Genomic DNA, 16,529 nt, shown 5'->3' with positions numbered 1-16,529 from the left:
CGGGCCGGACTACGCCCCGTAGAACAGGTCGTCCACCACCGCTCGGGCGCGGCGGGTGATGCGGCGGTAGTCGTCGAGCAGTTCGCCGGCCGTGCCCTCCGGGTAGCCCAGGTAGCGGCCCACGGCGCCCAGTTCGCGGGCCTCCGAGGGGAAGGTGTCCCCGGCGCGGCCGCGGACCAGCATCACCGCGTTGCGGACCCGGGTCGCCAGTACCCAGGCCTCGTCCAGGATCTGCGCCTCTTCGGTCGGGATCAGGCCGGCCGCGTGGGCGGCGGCCAGGGCCTCGCGAGTGCGGGTGGTGCGCAGGCCCGGTTCCGCCCAGGCGTGCCGCATCTGGATCAGCTGGACGGTCCACTCGACGTCGCTGAGCCCGCCGCGGCCCAGCTTGGTGTGGAGCGTGGGGTCGGCGCCCCGCGGGAGGCGCTCGGATTCCATGCGGGCCTTGAGGCGGCGGATCTCGCGGACCGCGTCCTCGCCGAGGCCCTCCATCGGGTAGCGCAGCGGGTCGATCAGCTCCATGAAGCGGGCGCCGATCTCGGCGTCGCCCGCGACCGGTTCGGCGCGCAGCAGGGCCTGGCTCTCCCAGGTCAGGGACCAGCGCCGGTAGTACGCGGCGTACGAGGACAACGTACGGACCAGGGGGCCGGAGCGGCCTTCGGGGCGCAGGTCGGCGTCGATGAGCAGCGGCGGGTCGGCGGTGGGGAGTTGGAGCAGTCGGCGCATTTCGGCGATGACGGTCTGGGCGGCCTTGGCGGCCTCTTGTTCGTCGACGCCCTCGCGGGGTTCGTGGACGAACAGGACGTCGGCGTCGGATCCGTAGGCCAGCTCGTGGCCGCCGAAGCGGCCGACCCCGATGATCGCGAAGCGGGTGGGCAGGGTCTCGCCCCAGTGGTGGCGGACGGCTGCGCGCAGGGCTCCGGCGACGGTGGCGGCGGTGAGGTCGGAGAGGGCTCCGCCGACCCGGTCCACGAGGGCGCCGGTGTCCTCTTCGGCCGGGCGGTCCTCCGTGCCGTACGAGCGGATGATGTCGGCGGCGGCCGTACGGAACAGCTCGCGACGGCGGACCCCGCGGGCCGCGGCGACGCCCGCCTCGGCGCTTTCGGCGCGGCCGACGGCGGCGAGCACCTCCTGCTCCAGGGCCTCGTGCGTACGGGGGGTGAGCCCGCCGGGGTCGCCGAGCAGGGCGACGGCCTCGGGGGCGCGCATCAGCAGGTCGGGGGCGAGCCGGCCGGCGGACAGGACGCGGGCCAGGTTCTCGGCGGCGGCGCCCTCGTCGCGCAGGAGCCGCAGGTACCAGGGGGTCTTGCCGAGGGCGTCGGAGACCTTGCGGAAGTTCAGCAGGCCGGCGTCCGGATCGGCGGAGTCGGCGAACCAGCCGAGCATGACCGGCAGCAGGGTGCGCTGGATGGCGGCCTTGCGGGTGACGCCGGAGGCGAGGGCTTCGAGGTGGCGCAGCGCCGAGGCCGGGTCGGCGTAGCCGAGGGCTTCGAGGCGCTGGCCGGCGGCGCGCGGGGAGAGCCGGGCCTCGCCGGGGGCGAGCTGGGCGACGGCGTCGAGCAGCGGCCGGTAGAAGAGCTTCTCGTGCAGGCGCCGGACCACGGAGGCGTGGCGGCGCCAGGCCTTGTTGAGCTCGGCCACGGGTTCGGTGCGCAGGCCCAGCGAGCGGCCGAGGCGGCGCAGATCGGCCTCGTCCTCGGGGACGAGGTGGGTGCGGCGCAGCCGGTGGAGCTGGATGCGGTGCTCCATGGCGCGCAGGAAGCGGTACGCGTCGTTCAGCTGGGCGGCGTCGGTGCGGCCGACGTAACCGCCTGCGGCCAGGGCGTGCAGGGCGTCGAGGGTGCTGCCCGAGTGCAGGCCGGCGTCGCTGCGGCCGTGGACGAGCTGGAGCAGCTGGACGGCGAACTCGACGTCGCGCAGGCCGCCGGGGCCGAGCTTGAGCTCGCGGTCGACCTGGGCGGCGGGGATGTTGTCGACGACGCGGCGGCGCATCTTCTGGACGTCGGCGACGAAGTTCTCGCGTTCGGCTGCGTGCCAGACCAGCGGCGTTATGGCGTCGATGTACTGGGCGCCGAGGTCCGGGTCGCCGGCGACGGCCCGGGCCTTGAGGAGGGCCTGGAACTCCCAGGTCTTGGCCCAGCGCTGGTAGTAGGCGAGGTGGGAGGCGAGGGTGCGGACGAGGGGGCCGTTGCGGCCCTCGGGGCGCAGGTTGGCGTCGACGGGCCAGATCGTGCCCTCGATGGTGGTCTCGGAGCAGATCCGCATGAGGTGGGAGGCGAGGCGGGTGGCGGCCTGGACGGCCTTGCCCTCGTCGGCGCCTGGGGGTGCGTCCCCGACGAAGATGACGTCGACGTCGGAAACGTAATTGAGCTCGTTGCCGCCGCACTTGCCCATGGCGATGACGGCGAGCCGGCAGGCCGCGGCGTCCTCGGGGGCGGCGGCGGAAGCGATCCGCAGGGCGGCGCGCAGGGTGGCGGTGGCGAGGTCGGCGAGCTCGGCGGCGGTCTGGGCGACGTCGATGGTGCCGCAGACGTCGCGGGCGGCGATGGAGAGCAGGCAGCGGCGGTAGGCGACGCGCAGGGCGACGGGGTCGTGGGCCTGGGCGAGCCCCTGCTCGAACTCGGCCAGCCCGGGGTGCAGATCGGCTGCCTCGTACGTCACGAGGGCGTGCCAGTCGCGGGGGTGGCGGGCGAGGTGGTCGGCGAGCGCCTCGGACGCGCCGAGCACGCCGAGGAGGCGGTCGCGCAGCGGCTTGGCGCTGACCAGGGTGTCGAGGAGTACGGGCCGCTCGTCCTCGCTCTGCGCCTCGGCGATCCGGACGAGGCCGAGGAGGGCGAGGTCGGGATCGGCGGTGGCCCCGAGGGCGTCGAGCAGCACCGGATCGGTGCGTACGGAGGCCAGCACGTCGGAGTCGAGCAGCCTGGCCGCGGCCGAGGGGTCGGTGAAGCCGCTGCGCAGCAGCCGCATGAAGGTACTGCTCCTGCGTCCCGGGACTGTCATCCCGCCGCCTCCCGCGTACGTCGCCTTCGCCACCACTGCCCGAGCGGGCCCCGAGCGGGCCTGGGTGGAGCCTAGCCCGTGTCTTTCGGATCATGCGGGCCTGCGGCGTCCGGCGGTCGATCCGGCCCGGTCCGAAGGACGTGGCCCGGCCGGAGAGGGTGCCCGACTCACCGGTTCGGCCTACACGTACCATGATCGCGATTATCGGACTATCTCCATATATTCGGACCTCATCGGTCCGCTCCCGCCCCGAAGGACCCCGATGCCCGAAGGCCCCCGCCCCCAGGGCCACACCCCCTGGCAGGGCCCCCCGTCACCGGAACCCCGGCAGGGCGGCCCGGACGCGGACGCGGCGTGGCCGTGGCAGGGGGTGCCGGGCGGAGGTCCGGCGCAGCAGCCCTGGGCCGGCGGCCGGGGCCCGTCCGCCCCGACGGGTGGCCCCGGCTGGGACCCTTCGCAGCATCCATCGGCCGGACCGGCCGGACCGGCCGGGGCAACGCCGGGCGCGCCGTCGCCGTACGCGCCGCCCCACGGCACAGCGGGGCTCAACGGGGCGCAGCCCTGGTCCGGCGTACCGGGCGGGGGTCCGGGGACCCCGGCCACCGGCGGCCGCCGCGCCGCACGCCGCGCACGGGCCGAGGGTCCGGCGGCCGCGCAGGACGCGGCGGACGCGGTCACCGCCCGGCGGCCCGGCGGCGCCGGGCGGGCCTCCCGCCGTTCCGGCCGGGCCGAAGCCCCCGCCGTTCCGGCCGGGCCGAAGCCCCGGCGGCCGCCCGGCGCCGGGGGCGGGTGGTCAAGGCGGTGGCCGGCTGCGCCGCCACCGCCGCGTGCTGCATGTTCGTACTGCGCGGCTCCGAGGCCTTCGAGGCCCTCGACGGCATCGGCGGCGACCGGTCCGGTCCCGCACCGGCGGCGGCCGTCGACGCTCCCGACCCCGGCCGGGTGCTGCAGATCGTCGCGCACCCCGACGACGACCTGTACTTCATGAACCCCGACCTGCGGTACTCCATAGCCGCCGGCCACCCCGTCACCACCGTCTACCTCACCGCCGGCGAGGCGGACGGCATCAACGCCACCGAGGGCAAGCAGGCCTCCACCCCGCCCAACAAGCCCGCCTACGCCGAAGCCCGCCAGAACGGCATCCGCGCCGCCTACGCCCAGATGGCCACCGGCGACCGCGGCAGCGCCTGGAAGCGGACCGTCGTCCCCACCCTGGGCGGCGGCCACGCCGAGGTCGACGTCCTCGTCGCCAAGCCCGAGGTCAACCTCGTCTGGCTGCAGCTGCGCGAGGCCGGCACCGTCTACGACAGCGCCCCCGACAGCCTGCACGGCCTGTGGGACGGAAAGACGGCCGCGCTCGGCGCCCAGCTCTCCTCCGGCACCCCCGTCAAGCAGCGGTTCTCGTACTCCAAGGACCAGGTCGTCCGCACCCTCGTCGGTGTCCTGGAGCAGTACAGGCCGACCACCGTCCGCGCCCAGGACCCCACCCCCGGCCGCTTCCCGGACACCAAGAAGTACACGGACCACCAGGACCACTTCTACGGCGCCCGCTTCGTGCAGGCCGCCCTCGCCGCGTACGCGAAGGACGTCGACGCGAAGGACCGCCCGCACTTCGCGGTGCAGAACTACGTCGGCTACTTCAACGGCTCCCTGCCCAGCGCCCTGGGCCCTGACGAGGCCAGGGAGAAGCTGGACATACTCGGCACCTACGCCTGGCTCGACAAGCAGAACCACTGCGGCAGCAACGCCGGCTGCGGCGACCTCAAGATCGCCGACCACCCCGCCGGCAACGGCTGGACCTCGACCGTCAACTACGCCCGCGGCACCGGCACCTCCTGGCTGACCTCCGACAAGGAGCACGGCCTGTGGGCCTTCAAGGTGCTCGACGGCCAGGTCGCGCTCTGGCACCGCTCCGGCCCCATAGGCGCGTGGAGCGGTCCGCGCCTGCTGCCCGGCACCGGCATGGACCCGGGCGTGGCCACCGTCACCCTGCCGGACGGGCGGATCGGAGCCTTCGGCACCCGCACCTCCTTCGGCGCGCGGCCCTCGGACTACCGGCGGGAGGTCGTGTACGCCGTCCAGAAGGGCCCCGGCACCGAGGAGTTCGGGGACTGGCAGTCGCTCGGCACGCCCGAGACCGCCGACGAGAACTGGACCTCCGACATCAGCGGCCCCGCCGTCGCGGTCGACGGCAGCGGGCAGTTGGCGGCGTACGTGCGCGACGGCGCGGGCTCGCTGCGCGGGCGGGTGCAGCTCGCGGGCGGCGGCTGGGGCCCGTGGGCCTCGTACGGCGGCGCCGACCTGCACGGCACCCCGGTCACCGCCACCGACGGCGCCGGACGGCGCATGGTGTTCGCGGCGACCACCAAGTCGGTGGTGGGCTGGACGCAGCCGAAGCCGGGCGCCCCGCTCGGGCCGGCCACGCCCACCGGGCTGCCGGACACGACGCTCCCGCTCACCGCGGAGGGGCGCGAGGGCGGGGTGCGGCTGTGGTTCCGCAAGCCGGGCTCGGGCAATGTCCGTACCGCCCTGGTGACGGGCGAGGGCGGGCTGAAGGTGAACCACCTGACCGATCTCGGCGGACTCCAGGGCTTCGGCTCGGTGACGGCGAGCGGGCACGTGCTGGCCGGCCGCTCGGCGGGAGGGCTGCTGGGCGCGGGCCTCGGCGAGGGGCGGCCGTGGGAGCGGTCGCCGCTGATGTTCGTCGGGGCGCCGTCGTCCGCGGTGACCGGCAGGAACACGGTCAGCCTGGCGGTGGTGGGCCTCGACGCGCGGCTGTACGTGACCTCGTCGGCGGACGACGCGGACGCGCACCTGGCGCCCTGGCTGCCGGTGGGCCCGCGCAACGCGGCTCCGCCGGCAGCGGCCCGCTGACCGCGTCCGTCCACATCCCGGGCACGTTCCCGCGTCGAAAACGCACCGTGCACAATCACGTCCGGTCGTTTCCGGAAAGCATGAGTCATCGAGCACATCGGTGAACCAAGTCACCCGATTTGGCCTCTCAAAGACTGAACTGCCGTTCTTCCCGCCCGGAACGACCCAAGGCGTGACCGATGCCGATTGCCCGTCGCCGCTTCCTCCTCGCTGCCCTCCTTCCCGTACTCACCGTCGGTGCCACCGGCGTGCTCGCCGTCGCGACCGGCCAGCAGACGTCGGCAGAGGCCACCGCCACCCAGAAGCAGGGCCCGGACTTCGCGCTGACCGCGAGCACCACCTCCGGATCGGTCGTCCAGGTCGTCGCCCACCCCGACGACGACCTGTTCTTCATGAACCCGGACCTCAGCCGCTCGCTGACCGCCGGCCTGCAGCTCACCACCGTCTACCTGACCTCCGGCGAGGCCGACGGCCGCAACGAGGCCAACGGGGCCGGCGCCAAGGACCCGGAGCAGCCCGCCGACCGCGCCCACTACGCCGAGGCGCGGCAGAACGGCATCCGCTGCGCGTACGCGCAGATGGTCACCGGGGACCGCACCAGCGCCTGGAAGCGCACGGTCATACCCACCGCGGGCGGCGGCCAGGCCGAGCTCGACGTGCTCATAGCCCGGCCGCAGGTCAACCTGGTCTGGCTGCAGATGCGCGAGGCCCGCAACCCCACCGCCGAGAACCCGGACAGCCTGCGGGGACTGTGGAACGGCAAGATACCCGCGCTCGGGGCCCAGTTGGCCTCCGGAACGCCGGTCCGGCAGCAGTCCACGTACACCAAGGACCAGGTGGTCCGGTCGATAGCCGGGCTGCTCGCGCTGTACAAGCCGACGACGATACGCATGCAGGACCCGACGCCGGGCCGCTACCACGACACCGGCAAGTACACCGACCACCAGGACCACATGTACGGCGCCCGCTTCGTGCAGGCCGCCACCGCCGCGTACGCCGCCCAGGTCACGGACCGCCCGCGGTTCTCGGTGCAGAACTACCTCGGCTACCACAACGGCACCCTCCCGCACGCGCTGGACCCGCAGACGGCCGAGACGAAGATCGGCTTCCTCAAGACGTACGCCTGGCTCGACCACGAGAACTACTGCGGCAGTCCCTCCGGTTGCGGCGACCGCAAGGTCGCGAGCAGCCCGACCGGCCGCAACTGGGCCCAGTCGCTGCGCTACGCCCGCGCCGACACCACCTCCTGGCTGGCGGCGGGCACCGGCGGCCGGCTCTACGCCTTCGCGGCCCTGGACGGGCAGATGGCGGTCTGGACCCGGCCGGGCGACGGCCCGGCCGCAGCCGCCTGGACCGGTCCGCAGCTGCTCCCCGGCACCGGCATCGACCCGGGCGCGAGCAGCGCCCGCCTCCCCGACGGCCGCGTCGCGGTCCTCGCCACCCGTACGGTCCTCGGCCCGGGGGCGTCGGACTACCGGCGCGAGATCGTGTACGCCGTCCAGGCCGCCCCCGACGGCCCGTTCGGGCCGTGGCAGTCGCTCGGCACCCCCGAGGGCGTCGACGAAGAGGGCACCTCCGCGATCAGCGCGCCCGCGGCGGCCGTGACCCCGGACGGCCGGCTGACCGTCTACGTCCGCGACTCCCGCCGCACGCTGCGCGCCCGCGAGCAGCAGCCGGACGGCGTCTTCGGCGCCTGGCAGCAGCTGGGCGGCGAGGACCTGCAGAGCGACCCGGTGACGGCGGTCGACTCCGCCGGGCGGCGCCAGGTGTACGCCACCACCGGCAAATCCGTCCTGGCCTGGACCCAGCCCGCCCCGGGCGCCCCGCTCCAGGGGCCGTTCCCGACGGGCCTGCCCGCCACCACGGTCCCGCTCTCGGCGGCTCCGGAGGGCGCGGGCGTCCGGCTCTACTTCCGGCGCCCCGACTCGGGGGTCGTCCGTACGGCCCTGGTCACCGCGGGCACCGGCAAGCCGCAGGTCTCCAGCGTCTCGGAGGCCGGCGGCCGGGCGGGCTACGGCGCGGTCGGCGTCGCGGGCCGCCTCCTGTCGGGCCGCGCGGACACGGGCACGGCCGGCACGACGGGCCTCGGCGGCCCGCCGGCGTGGACGGAGTCGCAGATGCTCTACGCGGGCGCCCCGGCCGGCGTCCTCGAACCGGCGGGCGCCACGACGACGGCGGTCCTGGGCCTGGACGCCGAACTCCACGTCACGACGACCCCACCCCCCACCCGCCCCCAACCCCCCCGAACCCCCTGGCACAAAGCGGTCCCCCCGAAATAACCCCGCCCCCACGGCCCCGGGCCGTGAGACGACTCCGGGCCGGTGGTCTGTGACCACCGGCCCGGAGTGTTGTGCGTGCGCCTATGGCTCTCTGACCTGCGGTTACAGCACCGGGAGGTTCTTGCGGAGTTCGAAGGCGGTGACCTCGCTCCGGTATTCCTCCCACTCCTGCTTCTTGTTGCGCAGGAAGAAGTCGAAGACGTGCTCGCCCAGGGTTTCGGCCACCAGTTCGCTGCGTTCCATCAGGGAGATGGCCTCGCCGAGGTTCTGCGGGAGCGGTTCGATGCCCATCGCGCGGCGTTCCGCGTCGGAGAGGGCCCAGACGTCGTCGTCGGCGCCCGCCGGGAGTTCGTAGCCCTCCTCGATGCCCTTGAGGCCGGCCGCGAGGAGGACGGCGTACGTCAGGTACGGGTTGGCGCCCGAGTCGATCGAGCGGACCTCCACGCGGGAGGAGCCCGTCTTGCCCGGCTTGTACATCGGGACGCGGATCAGGGCCGAGCGGTTGTTGTGGCCCCAGCAGATGTACGAGGGGGCCTCGCCGCCCGAGCCGGCCGTGCGGGAGGAACCGCCCCAGATGCGCTTGTAGGAGTTCACCCACTGGTTCGTGACCGCCGCCGTCTCCGCGGCGTGGCGCAGCAGGCCCGCGATGAACGAGCGGCCGACCTTCGAGAGCTGGTACTCGGCGCCCGACTCGTAGAAGGCGTTGCGGTCGCCCTCGAAGAGGGAGAGGTGGGTGTGCATGCCCGAGCCCGGGTACTCGGAGAAGGGCTTGGGCATGAACGTGGCCTGGACACCCTGTTCCAGCGCCACCTGCTTCATCACCAGGCGGAAGGTCATGATGTTGTCGGCCGTGGAGAGGGCGTCGGCGTAGCGGAGGTCGATCTCCTGCTGGCCCGGGGCGCCCTCGTGGTGGCTGAACTCGACCGAGATGCCCATGGATTCGAGCATGGTGATCGCCTGGCGGCGGAAGTCCATGCCGACGTTCTGCGGAGTGTGGTCGAAATAGCCGGAGTTGTCCGCCGGCACCGGGCGGGTCCCGTCCAGCGGCTTGTCCTTCAGCAGGAAGAACTCGATCTCCGGGTGGGTGTAGAAGGTGAAGCCCAGGTCGGAGGTCTTGTTCAGGATCCGCTTGAGGACGAAGCGGGGGTCCGCGAAGGAGGGGGAGCCGTCCGGCATCAGGATGTCGCAGAACATCCGGGCGGTCCCGGGGGCCTCGGCGCGCCACGGCAGTATCTGGAACGTGCTGGGGTCCGGCTTGGCGATCATGTCGGACTCGTAGACCCGGGCGAAGCCCTCGATGGCCGAGCCGTCGAAGCCGATGCCCTCGTCGAAGGCCTGCTCCAGCTCGGCGGGGGCGACCGCGACGGACTTCAGGAAGCCCAGTACGTCGGTGAACCACAGGCGCACGAACCGGATGTCGCGCTCCTCGAGCGTCCGGAGGACGAATTCCTGCTGCTTGTCCATGCCTTCATCCTCGCAGTTCAGACGGCCTGTGCACCACTCCCCCGAGTGGCGGGGGCACAGTCGGGCGGGCCCAGTATCGCCAGCCGCGGTTTCCGCCACATTACGCATCCTTGACAGGTCGCGGCACCCCCGCACTGACCTCGGGGCCGTCATGAGCATTACCATCTGCGCCCATGGGGGGCCGGGAGCACATACGACGCGGGCGCATCGGGCGCCACGTACGTCGGCGTGCCGTCATCGCGGTGGCCCTTTCGGTGCTGTTCGGAGCGCTGTTCCTGTGTGTACGGCCGGGCGAGCCGCACGCCGGGACGGCGGGGGCCGCGGACACCGCCAAGACCCCGGCGACCGCCGCGCGCGCCGTCTGCGTGGCTCCCGACGAGCCGCCCGGCTGCTCCCCCTTCTCGCACGTGGCCCCGGGCGTGCTGCCCGCACCGCCGCCCGCCGTGACCGTGCCGGGCTCGGCCCCGGATCCCGTCGTGCGCGCCGTCGGCGGCGGACCGGCACGGCCGCACGGGACGCTCGCGCGCGCCCCCGACCTCCACGCCCTCCAAGTGCTGCGGACCTGACGGGTCCGGGCGCCGTACCGCGCTCCACCGGATCCATCCCTCCACCCCCCTCAGCAGAAGGATTCAGGGCACATGGCCAGCAGGACCTCTCCCGACAGCAACTCCCGCCAGGCGCGCATAGCCGAGATGCGCCGCGCCGAGCAGTCCCGCGAACGGCGCAACAAGGCCGTCGCGATCACCGCCTCCGCGGCCGTCGTCGCCGCGCTCGTCGGATTCGGCGCCTGGGTGATGATCGACAAGAAGGAGAAGAAGGACGCCGCGGCCGCGGCTGTCCGCAAGGCCGAGGCCGCCGCGGCGGAGGCCCGCAAGACCCCGGTGACCGGCGAGCAGAGCTGGGACGCGAAGACGCTCGGCCGCAACCACGTCGAGACCCCGGTGAAGTACCCGATGAACCCGCCGGTCGGCGGCGACCACAACCCGCGCTGGATGAACTGCAACGGCGACGTCTACAAGAACGCGATCCCCGAGGTCAACGCCGTGCACTCGCTGGAGCACGGCGCGGTCTGGGTGACGTACAACGAGAAGGCCGCCAAGGGCGACGTCGACGCGCTCGCCGGGAAGGTGGCCAAGACCCCGTACACGCTGATGAGCCCGGACAAGGAGCAGGCCGGCACGATCATGCTGAGCGCCTGGGGCAAGCAGCTGACGGTGGACAAGGCGGACGACCCGCGCGTCGCGCAGTTCTTCACCAAGTACGTGCAGGGCCCGCAGACCCCCGAGCCGGGCGCGGCCTGCACCAACGGGCTGGCCGAGAAGTGACCCGTACGTACTGGGCGGCCGGGACGGCCGTCCTGCTCGCGCTGCTGTTCGCGGTGGCGGCCACGGTCGCCTCCGCGAGCGGCGGCGACGGCGACGGCTCCCGTACGTCGTCCCGCGCGCCCGGCCTCTACTCCCCGGACGCGGGCTTCGCCCGGGACATGGCGGTGCACCACCAGCAGGCGGTGGAGATGTCCTTCATCGTGCGGGACCGCACCAAGGACGAGCCGGTGCGCGGGCTCGCGTACGACATCGCCAACACCCAGGCCAACCAGCGGGGCATGCTGCTGGGCTGGCTGGACCTGTGGGGACTGCCCAAGGTGGTGGCCGACGAGCCGCCGATGTCCTGGATGGGGGCCGCGGACGAGCACGGCGGGCACGCCGGGCACGACACGGGCGCCATGGCCGGGCACGACATGGGCGGCGCCACCACCAAGCCCGGCGCGCTCATGCCGGGCATGGCCACCAAGGAGGAGCTCGCGCAGCTCGGCGCCGCCGAGGGCCGGGACGCGGAGGTGCTCTACCTCCAGCTGATGACCGACCACCACAAGGGCGGCGTCGCGATGGCCCAGGGCTGCGCGGCGCAGTGCAAGACGCCCGCCGAGCGGGCGCTGGCCCAGGGCATGGTCGAGGCGCAGCAGTCGGAGCTCACCCTGATGGCGGACATGCTGAAACAGCGCGGGGCCGCGCCGCGCGGGTGACGGGACACGCTCGTACGGTGGGGGGAGGCGTCCTCTCACCCGTACGGGCGTGTGTTCCGCCGCGTGGGGAACGCCGCGGCCGAGCGCGTCCGCGAGCGGCCGTGAACGGCGCTCAGGGAGGTTCAGCGATGACGACCGCCGCAGACATCATGCACCCCGGGGCCCAGTGGATCCCCGCCACCGAGACCCTCGACCGGGCCGCCCAGCTGATGGCCCGGCTCAATGTGGGCGCCCTGCCCATCAGCGACGCCGACGAGCGGCTGTGCGGCATCCTCACCGACCGCGACATCGTCGTGAACTGCGTGGCCAAGGGACACGACCCGGCGAAGGTCACCTGCGGTGACATGGCCCGGGGAACCCCGCGCTGGATCGACGCGGGCGCGGACGTCAGCGACGTGCTGGAGGAGATGGAGAGCCACCAGATCAAGCGGCTGCCGGTGATCAGGAACAAGAAGCTGGTCGGCATGATCAGCGAGGCCGACCTGGCCCAGCACCTCTCCGAGGAGCAGCTGGCGGGCTTCGTCGAGAAGGTCTACGCGAGGCGCTGACCGGCCACCCCCGCATCAGGCACCCCCGCGTCCGGCACCCCCGCATCCAGGACCGCCCGCGCCACCCGGCCCGGGCGGTCCAGCATGACCAGGTGCCCCGCCGGTTCGGCGACCTCGAAGCGGGCTCCGAGCCGGAGGGCCAGCTCCGCCTGGCGCGCGAGCCACCGCTGCGCCACCCGCCCCGCCGAGCCGTCGTACCCCGCGAGGACGGTGGCGGGCACGGCCGGCGGGCGCCCGGTGCGCAGCGCGAGCACCTCGGCGGCGACGTCGGGGTAGCGGGCGTTCTCCAGCAGGGCGCCGCGCCAGACCCGGCCGGTGCGGTAGACGCGGCGTACGAGGTCCCGCGCGGCCGGGTCGGAGCCGCCGGTGCGGGAGGCCCGTACGGCGGCGCGCCGCGCGAGCGGCCCCAGCGCGGCGGGCAGCCCCGCGGCGAGCGCGGCGGGCAGCCCCGCGGCGGTCAGGGCCCGGCCGAGCACGCGCGCGGCTCCGGTGCGCAGCCCGGCGGGCAGCGCCGTCCGGGGGTCCTCCTCGATGCTGGTGTCGACCAGGACCAGGGCGGCGGTCCGCTCGGGGTACAGGCGGGCGAAGGCCTCGGCGTGGAACCCGGCGATCGAGTGTCCGGCGACGGTGACGGGGCCGGACAGGCCGAGCGCGTCCAGCAGCCCGGCGATCCGGCGCGCCTCCCCGGCGGCGGTCGGCGGGGCGGTGGCGGGGGCGCTCAGCCCGTGCCCGGGACGGTCGAAGCGGACCACGGTACGGCCCTGCCCGACGAGCAGCGCGGCGACGGGGTCCCAGTCGAACCAGGCCATCGCCAGCCCGGCGCTCAGCACCACGGTGGGCCCGGTCCCCTCGACGACGACGTGCAGGGGGACCCCGTCCACGCGTACGAAGCGCTCGCCCCGGCGCCCCGCCGTCACGTGCGCCGCTCCTTGTGGACGGAGTACGCGAGCAGGCCCAGCCAGAGCGCCACGAGCAGCACCTGCGTCCGCTGCCCGGCGCCGAGCGCCCAGGTCCCGCGCCCGGCGGTGAACAGCGCGATGGCGGACAGGGTCCAGACGGTGGCCAGCAGTTCCGTCACCACCAGGGCGGGTCCGTAGCGGGCGAGCGGGGCGAGCCGGCCGTAGCGGCGGGCGGCGAAGGTGAGGGCGACTATCCCGACGAGGGCGCCGGTCATGGCGAGGCTGCTGCTGACGGCGTGGGCCTGATGGGTGGCCGGGACCAGGCCGGCGGTCTCCCGGGCGGCGCACACGGGGTCCACGGTGGGCGTGCAGCTGAGCGGGAGCCAGGCGTCGGCGGCGGTGGCCGCGCCGAAGAGGGTGACGCCGGCCCAGCCGACGACCGACCAGGGCCGCCGGGACCCGCCGCCCCGCAGCGGCCACGCGAGCCCCAGCAGGCCGCCCGCGAAGGCGAGCAGGCCGGCGGTGAAGTCCGTGGCCCGGAACAGCCCGCCGAGCGGCTGGTCCTGGGCGGCGAGCTCGCTGACGTACGTCTCGATGGGGTTCAGGCCGGTCGACAGGACGACCTCGAGCACCCAGGCGGTGTACGCGGCGGCGCCCAGGCCGATGAGGAGGGCGACCGGCCACGGGCTCTTCACGAACAGTCCTTTTTCGGGATTGGTGGACATATTGCGCATCATCCTCAACACGGCGGACCCGGTCCTACGGTCAGATACCCACCCGGGGTAGGGTTCCGCCCATGACGCGCCCTGCCCAGCGCACCGCACAGCGAGCCACCCGGTGGCCCCGGCTGCTGCTGCTCGCTGTGCTGCTCCTGGGCATCGTCACCATGCACACCCTGGGTCATCCGAGTCGGTCCCACGCCATGGAGGACGCGACTCCGGTCGCCGCCGTTGCCTCGGCCGTACGTGCGGCCGGCCACACCTCGGGCCACATCGCCGCAGACCAGGACCCGGACCACACCGCGGACCACGGCACGGGCGGGACGCCGCGACGGGAGGCCTCGGGCGACCGGGCCCCCGCCGCCGGGGCACCGCTCCCCGGCTCCGGCATGGACCCCATGTCGGTGTGCCTGGCCGTGCTCGGCGGGCTCACGCTGCTGATCCTGGGCGCCGGACCGGCCGGGCTCCGCGACGCCGCGCCGCTCGGGGGCGCGGCCCGCACGCCGGGCCGGTCCGGCGGACCCGACCCGCCCTCACCCCGCGAACGCCTCACCCGGCTGGCGGTACTGCGCGTATAGCGACGGGCCCGCTGCCGCCCCCGCACGCCCGCGCAGCGGGCCCGACGGCGGCAGCAGACGGTGCCCATCCGCTCGTACGACACACGCCACGAGGTGCTTCCATGCGCTCTCTTCCCAACCGACCGCGCCCCCTTCCCGACCGGGCCGACCGGGCCGACCAGTCCGACCGACCGGACCGGTCCGACCGTCCCGGCCGTCCCACCCGCCGCGCCGTCCTCGGCGCCACCGCCGCCCTCGCCGGTTCGGGGCTGCTCGCCGCCTGCTCCGACGCCGGCTCCGGCGCGGCCGCCGGCTCCGGCATGGACCACGGGTCCATGAACCACGGCGGCCCCTCCCCCGCCGCCTCGCCGGGCGGCTACGTGGACCCCGCCGGGCCCGAGGTGCAGGCCGCCGAGGCCGCCCGCAAGGCCACCGGACCGCTCTCCGAGGTCAAGCTGACCGCCACCGCCACCCCGCTCGACCTCGGCGGCGGGCTCACCGTCCGCTCCTGGGCGTACGGGGACCGGCTGCCCGGGCAGGAGGTCCGGGTCACCGCGGGCGGCACCCTCGCCCTGACCCTGGCCAACAACCTCCCGCAGGCCACCTCCCTGCACTGGCACGGCCTCGCCCTGCGCAACGACATGGACGGGGTCCCGGGCCTGACCCAGCGCGAGATCGCGCCGGGCGGGTCCTTCACGTACCGCTTCGCCGTCCCGCACCCGGGGACGTACTGGTTCCACCCCCACTCGGGGGCGCAGCAGGACCGCGGCCTGTACGCGCCGCTCGTCGTCGAGGACCCGAAGGAACCCCTCTCCTACGACAAGGAGTGGGTGGTGGTCCTGGACGACTGGGTCGACGGAGTGGACGGCACCACCCCGGACGCGGTCCTCGCCGAGCTCCGCAAGGGCATGGACATGAACACGGGCGGCGGCCACGCGGGCCACGGCGGCGGCGCCACCCCGCAGACCCCGGCGGCCGGCGGCGCGCCCTCGCGGCTGCTCATGGGCGGGGAGAGCGACGTCCTCGGCAAGGACCCGGGCGACGTGGCGTACCCGTACTACCTGGTCAACGGCCGGACGGCGCAGGACCCCTCGGTCTTCGCCGCGAGGCCGGGCGACCGGATCCGGCTGCGGATCGTCAACGCGGGCGGGGACACCGCCTTCCGGATCGCCCTCGGCGGCCACGAACTGACGGTCACCCACACCGACGGCTACCCGGTGGAGCACGCGAAGACCGGCTCGCTGCTGCTCGGCATGGGCGAGCGGTACGACGCGCTGGTCACCGCGCAGGACGGGGTGTTCCCGCTGACCGCGCTCGCCGAGGGCAAGGGCGGGTCGGCGTCGGCGCTCGCCCTGCTGCGCACCGGGCCGGGCACCGCGCCCACGGCCGCGACCCGGCCCGCCGAGCTGGCCGGCAGGCCGCTGACGGCGGACGCGCTGCGGGCGGCCGAGCCCGCCGCCCTGGCGGCCCGTACGCCGGACCGCACGATCGGGATCGAACTCACCGGCGGGATGGCCAAGTACGACTGGGCCTTCGACGGCAAGCCGTACACCCCGGACCAGCGGCACCCGGTGAAGGCGGGCGAGCGGGTCCGGCTGCAGTTCAACAACTCCACAACGATGTGGCACCCGCTGCACCTGCACGGGCACACCTTCGCCCTGGGCGGCGGTGCGGGCGGGGCGCGCAAGGACACCGCGCTGATCCTGCCGAAGGGGAAGCTGACGGTGGACTTCGACGCCGACAACCCCGGGCTGTGGATGGTGCATTGCCACAACGTCTACCACGCGGAGGCGGGGATGATGACGGTCCTCGGCTACCGGCGGTAGCTCCCGCACGAGGGGTTTGGCCCCCCGGGCCAAACCCCTTTGGGGCTGTCGGGGGCGCATGGCAGGCTTGGTGATCACCGCGTACACCAGCACCGTGAGGACTCCCGCCAGGTATGAGCACGCCCCCGAACCAGCCCGACAGCCCGTCCGGTCCGCCGACGGAGCCCGCGGGCACGCCCATACCGGAGCCGGCCGCCGAGCCGGCGAAGCCCCTCTCGCTGGACAAGACCCCGGAGCCGGAAGCCCGGCCCGAGTCGGCACCCGAGGCCGAGCCGGCACCCGAGCCCGAGCCGGCACCCGCACCCGCACCCGCACCCGCACCCGAGGCGCAGCCCGCCGCGGC

12 protein-coding genes and 1 pseudogene are annotated in these 16,529 nt (G+C 74.4%); 9 read left to right on the top strand and 4 right to left on the bottom strand.

The genetic code is table 11. The annotated features are described in order from the left end of the window. Positions 1-9 precede the first annotated feature (9 nt). Positions 10-2,997, bottom strand: coding sequence for a bifunctional [glutamine synthetase] adenylyltransferase/[glutamine synthetase]-adenylyl-L-tyrosine phosphorylase (locus K7B10_RS27990; RefSeq protein WP_229340203.1), 2,988 nt, complete (start codon positions 2,995-2,997; stop codon positions 10-12). Positions 2,998-3,786: 789 nt separating this feature from the next. Between K7B10_RS27990 and K7B10_RS27985 the strand changes: the two genes are divergently transcribed. Both K7B10_RS27985 and K7B10_RS27980 read left to right on the top strand, forming a co-directional pair. Further along, positions 3,787-5,871, top strand: a complete 2,085-nt coding sequence (locus tag K7B10_RS27985; protein WP_229340201.1) for a PIG-L family deacetylase — start codon at positions 3,787-3,789, stop codon at positions 5,869-5,871. A 179-nt stretch (positions 5,872-6,050) separates the two neighbouring features. Further along, entirely contained in the window at positions 6,051-8,150 is a 2,100-nt protein-coding gene (locus tag K7B10_RS27980) for a PIG-L family deacetylase (protein WP_229340199.1), read from the top strand. 102 nt (positions 8,151-8,252) lie between these two features. Here the strand turns inward: K7B10_RS27980 and glnA2 are convergent, their stop codons facing one another. Continuing rightward, a complete protein-coding gene (gene glnA2, locus K7B10_RS27975; protein WP_030156261.1) occupies positions 8,253-9,614 on the bottom strand; it encodes a gamma-glutamylpolyamine synthetase GlnA2 in 1,362 nt (453 codons plus the stop codon). A gap of 173 nt (positions 9,615-9,787) precedes the next feature. Here glnA2 and K7B10_RS27970 point away from each other — a divergent pair, with 173 nt between their 5' ends. From K7B10_RS27970 to K7B10_RS27955, 4 genes are all read left to right on the top strand, one after another. Beyond that, entirely contained in the window at positions 9,788-10,180 is a 393-nt protein-coding gene (locus tag K7B10_RS27970) for a hypothetical protein (protein WP_229340197.1), read from the top strand. Between the two features lie 72 nt (positions 10,181-10,252). Beyond that, complete coding sequence (locus tag K7B10_RS27965; RefSeq protein ID WP_229340195.1) at positions 10,253-10,939, top strand: thioredoxin-like domain-containing protein; 687 nt, start codon at positions 10,253-10,255, stop codon at positions 10,937-10,939. Then, a complete protein-coding gene (locus K7B10_RS27960) occupies positions 10,936-11,637 on the top strand; it encodes a DUF305 domain-containing protein (RefSeq protein ID WP_229340193.1) in 702 nt (233 codons plus the stop codon). The genes K7B10_RS27965 and K7B10_RS27960 overlap by 4 nt, the downstream gene beginning before the upstream one ends. Before the next feature lie 128 nt (positions 11,638-11,765). Then, on the top strand, positions 11,766-12,185 hold the full coding sequence (locus K7B10_RS27955) for a CBS domain-containing protein (RefSeq protein WP_229340192.1): 420 nt from the start codon (positions 11,766-11,768) through the stop codon (positions 12,183-12,185). Here the strand turns inward: K7B10_RS27955 and K7B10_RS27950 are convergent. Continuing rightward, the gene (locus K7B10_RS27950; RefSeq protein ID WP_229340189.1) at positions 12,170-13,102 is read right to left on the bottom strand and encodes an alpha/beta fold hydrolase; all 933 of its coding nucleotides are present in this window, start codon (positions 13,100-13,102) and stop codon (positions 12,170-12,172) included. The genes K7B10_RS27955 and K7B10_RS27950 overlap by 16 nt on opposite strands. Continuing rightward, the gene (locus K7B10_RS27945; protein WP_229340188.1) at positions 13,099-13,809 is read right to left on the bottom strand and encodes a DUF998 domain-containing protein; all 711 of its coding nucleotides are present in this window, start codon (positions 13,807-13,809) and stop codon (positions 13,099-13,101) included. The genes K7B10_RS27950 and K7B10_RS27945 overlap by 4 nt, the downstream gene beginning before the upstream one ends. Before the next feature lie 71 nt (positions 13,810-13,880). Between K7B10_RS27945 and K7B10_RS27940 the strand changes: the two genes are divergently transcribed. The 3 genes and pseudogenes from K7B10_RS27940 to K7B10_RS27930 form a co-directional block, all read left to right on the top strand. Beyond that, the gene (locus tag K7B10_RS27940; RefSeq protein WP_229340186.1) at positions 13,881-14,381 is read left to right on the top strand and encodes a hypothetical protein; all 501 of its coding nucleotides are present in this window, start codon (positions 13,881-13,883) and stop codon (positions 14,379-14,381) included. 101 nt (positions 14,382-14,482) lie between these two features. Next, entirely contained in the window at positions 14,483-16,186 is a 1,704-nt protein-coding gene (locus K7B10_RS27935; RefSeq protein WP_229340184.1) for a multicopper oxidase family protein, read from the top strand. Between the two features lie 113 nt (positions 16,187-16,299). Next, positions 16,300-16,529: pseudogene (locus K7B10_RS27930) on the top strand (hypothetical protein); the annotation flags it as partial.

This window comes from Streptomyces flavotricini (genome assembly GCF_020639365.1).
Classification (GTDB): Bacteria; Actinomycetota; Actinomycetes; order Streptomycetales; family Streptomycetaceae; genus Streptomyces; species Streptomyces flavotricini.
This window is presented reverse-complemented; position numbering and strand designations above follow the sequence as displayed.